This window comes from Xenorhabdus budapestensis, assembly GCF_002632465.1.
Lineage (GTDB): Bacteria > Pseudomonadota > Gammaproteobacteria > Enterobacterales > Enterobacteriaceae > Xenorhabdus > Xenorhabdus budapestensis.
Map to the genome: position 1 here is coordinate 1 of NZ_NIBS01000057.1, position 3,504 is coordinate 3,504.

A 3,504-nucleotide genomic window follows, 5' to 3' on the forward strand; every position below is an offset into this window, starting at 1 on the left:
AACGAGGCGGTATCATGACAGCGCTACCTTGCAGAGATGTACTGTGTCTACATTTTACTCAATTTTGGGGCTGTGAAAAGTTTTTAGAGGTTCCCTATAGTATTGAGTACAGATGAATTTATTTTTCACTAAATCATTTTTAATGTGCCATGATATGGGTAGCCTCATCGATCACCACACTTGGAGATATACAATCCATAATATGCTTATGTTTATGTATTGATAAAGCCGTCCATAAAATTACCTTATGAATTTCAGGATTTTGATATGGGCCAGTAGCAGAACAAGTTGCTGTAACAAAAAGGCTAACTGTAGGTATTTTTAGAGCAATAGCAATATGCATAGGCCCGGTATCTCCGGTAACCAATAGATCTAGCTCATTTATTTTTTGTGTTAATTCAATTAATGTTGATTTTCCAACTAATTGGTTAATTCTACTATGATATATTTTTGGTAAAAGTTGCATAAATTCTTGTTGTAAAGAAATATCATTAGGAGATCCAATTAACACTATCTGAGTTGTACTATCCTTTTTCAAGATATCTGATGCCACCTGAACAAAATTTTTCACCGACCAACAACGCCAGGGCAAGAGCATGAATGTTCATTTCTTGCCCTGCTTAATTACGTCGTCGAGCTCAATTAAATCTCCATCTATATCACTAACTAGTTTAGGAAGATAATTCTGAAAGTTTTTTTCACGCAAAAAGCGTAGATGTTCTCTCATTGAAGAAGTTAAGGTTATAACTGTTTTAAAAATACTTTCAACTAAGGGGGTAGCCAGTGGTTCAACCCAATGAGTCCGTTCCCCAGCTCCTTTTACACCTACATATCGAATGCCGAGAAAATAATCAGGGAGCCCTTTTTTTTTAACTGTTTTCGAATTTCTGGGTCATCAATATGACGCTTAACAAGTACATCATATTTAAGATTAAACGCTTCAATAGAGCGAAAACCTGTCACAATTAATAATAATAAATAATTTAAAGCAATTTTTCCAGTTGTACTATCTACTCGACGAATTAGCTCAATAACATTGAGAAATCCACGAATTGTTATTAATGTTTCATCATTATCAATAGCATGATCATTAAGTTGTTCATGCCTTTTAAACTCCATGGTTTCACGGGCTTTTTTAGTTAAATTTGTATGGTTAGTATATTTAGTATCAAATGTGTACTGTAGTGTTACGAGAGTGAATGACCAATGATTAACAATTTTTTGTAGGCTGATACAACGACCTTTATAATTTGCGACATTCGGGTCACCTTGAGTGGAAACCGCACCTAATATATCCATTGCGTTTTGTATAACTTCTGTTGTTAGATAAATAGGGTGGTTTTGCCCTGTTATTTCAACCAATGAATAATACCACCGCTTTAATATCATTAGAGTAGCTATGCTACTGATGGAGATATAGTGCTGCTACGCTTTCTATATACCATAATTAATATTTATTTCATAAAGTCGCAATACTCTTTTGCTATACTTTTACGGCCACTTATTCCTTTGAATCGATATATTTCATCAAATCGTAATATTTGTTTACCATTTCCTCTCAACCAACCACTACCATTACTACCAGTTAACCAAATATTGTCATTCCATGTATGATTAAAATTTTCTGATAAGCGTTGATGAAACCATAATTTCTGCTCTGTAATAAATGCGTGATACTGTTCAAGATTTTTTTTCATCATTTTTATCTCTTGATTTATGTAATTCACATCAAGTAATAACAGATTGAATTTCAATTTTTGTCATTGTATGAATTTCAATTAGAGGGTTACAAGAATTTCCAATACTATCAGATATAATCAATAACTCATCTTGTTATTTTATAATACTTTTTAATAGAGAACGATGATTTCCATTGATGAAGGGGCGATAATATAAGCAACCATAACAACAACGTACCTCACTAAATGGACATGGACTATTTTCTCTTGAACAACCGCCTAAATCTGTGTGTAATATATCACCAACAATACCGGCTACTCGTTTTCCTTTCCATTGTCTTGATGAGGATAATTTGCCAGTTAGCATCATAGACACCACATTTTTCCACACTAAATTTGATCCCAGAGCTCTAGCCCTAACTAAAGCCAGGGCTAGAGTTGCCGAAATATAGTGTTTGGCGACAACTAATGATGAATGACCTAGGATATGAGATATTTCCTCGGCACTAGCGCCTTGCATAGCCAAAGAATGTCCAACATTATGGCGAAAATCAGTTGGAGTAATAGTTATTTTAGTTGCTTCTCCACGTGTTACTGCTTCTTGGTATTCTGGAGGGCTAAATTCTAGAATTGCTTGATTAATACTTTTGGAGACAGCTGTAGGGGCTGAAGTTCCAGTATTGAATAGCTGCTGATCAGGTTTTAAGTTTGCTATTTTACAGTAGTGTAATAATAATATTCCTATCTCAGGTGGTATCGCTAAAGCTATACGCTCAGTAGTTATTTGTCGTTGTTTAGCGTAAGGTAAGAATTATACTGTATCTAGTAACATTATTTGTTGAATCCCTAGTGTCTATATGAATATACTTGGCAGCTAATTTTGAAATTTGTACTGGGCGAGCGCTAGTTGCATATATTATTCCTAACATAGCTGCATTTTTAAGTGTATCTTTTTTAATTATTTTTCCATTTTTAATAGCATCGGCTAATTCAAATAAACCATTACTGATCATATTTTTTTCATTAGGGTCAAGCATATTATCTATTTCTTTATATATTCCCCAGCTATGGGAAATAGGGCGAGGAATAAACTCTAATTCATCATAGTTGTTCAATGAAAAATCAGATAATTCATTAATGCATAATATTTTAACCCCATAAAGAATGTAATAAAAACAGCGTGGGTCAAGATCATCGGTTTCAAGATAATCTTTTAGTACCGAAAAAGTAAATGATTCCTGTTCTTTACAATAGTCAATAGCTTTTACCCAAGCTTGTTGCAAGCTAGGAAGTTGGTATGGTGAGCGAGTTGATGCGTAATGAAAACAAATAAATTTCAAGAGTTGATTACTGTTTTTATCTAAATTAAATCTTACACAATGGCGACATCCTGAATAATCATATACCCAATAATTTTCTTGTGTGGATATATATTTATCATCAAATGAGTCGGCGTTATTTAAATAGATGCGGTCGGGTAATTCAAAGTCCATTAAAAAATCAATTAAACTTTTGTTATAAATAAAATAATCATCATATTCGCATTGCTCTTTAATCATATGAGCCCCACTCATTGTATAACAAAGATAAATCTTGATTTATATTTTTATAGTCTAGAGTCATTCTACGAAGATTAGCTGCATTCGCACTTTCAGACAAGAATATTTTGGCATATAAAGCAGGCATATAGCTACTCTGACTCCATCCACCAAGTATACGTAATTCAGGTCATGACTCCAAAGCGTTGTAATGATGTTTTTCAATATATGCACCAATCAGCTTTTCGTGGACTTCTATCGAACGTGAATAACAAATTGTTTTTCTT

General features: G+C 33.5%; 4 protein-coding genes and 1 pseudogene. All 5 read right to left on the bottom strand.

Annotation, left to right across the window (positions count from 1 at the left end):
• Positions 1–139 precede the first annotated feature (139 nt).
• The 5 genes and pseudogenes from Xbud_RS18475 to Xbud_RS21510 all read right to left on the bottom strand — a co-directional run bounded on the left by Xbud_RS18475 (position 140) and on the right by Xbud_RS21510 (position 3,494).
• On the bottom strand, positions 140–571 hold the full coding sequence (locus Xbud_RS18475) for a glycosyltransferase family 9 protein (protein ID WP_244590038.1): 432 nt from the start codon (positions 569–571) through the stop codon (positions 140–142).
• A 48-nt stretch (positions 572–619) separates the two neighbouring features.
• A pseudogene (locus tag Xbud_RS20825) lies at positions 620–1,697 on the bottom strand (hypothetical protein); the annotation flags it as partial.
• Between the two features lie 136 nt (positions 1,698–1,833).
• Positions 1,834–2,205 (bottom strand): hypothetical protein, encoded by a 372-nt coding sequence (locus tag Xbud_RS20830; protein ID WP_244590039.1) that lies wholly within the window; start codon positions 2,203–2,205, stop codon positions 1,834–1,836.
• Positions 2,206–2,473: 268 nt separating this feature from the next.
• Positions 2,474–3,238, bottom strand: a complete 765-nt coding sequence (locus Xbud_RS20835; protein WP_244590040.1) for a hypothetical protein — start codon at positions 3,236–3,238, stop codon at positions 2,474–2,476.
• 169 nt (positions 3,239–3,407) lie between these two features.
• Positions 3,408–3,494, bottom strand: a complete 87-nt coding sequence (locus tag Xbud_RS21510; protein ID WP_422645760.1) for an IS1 family transposase — start codon at positions 3,492–3,494, stop codon at positions 3,408–3,410.
• Between the last annotated feature and the right edge of the window lie 10 nt (positions 3,495–3,504).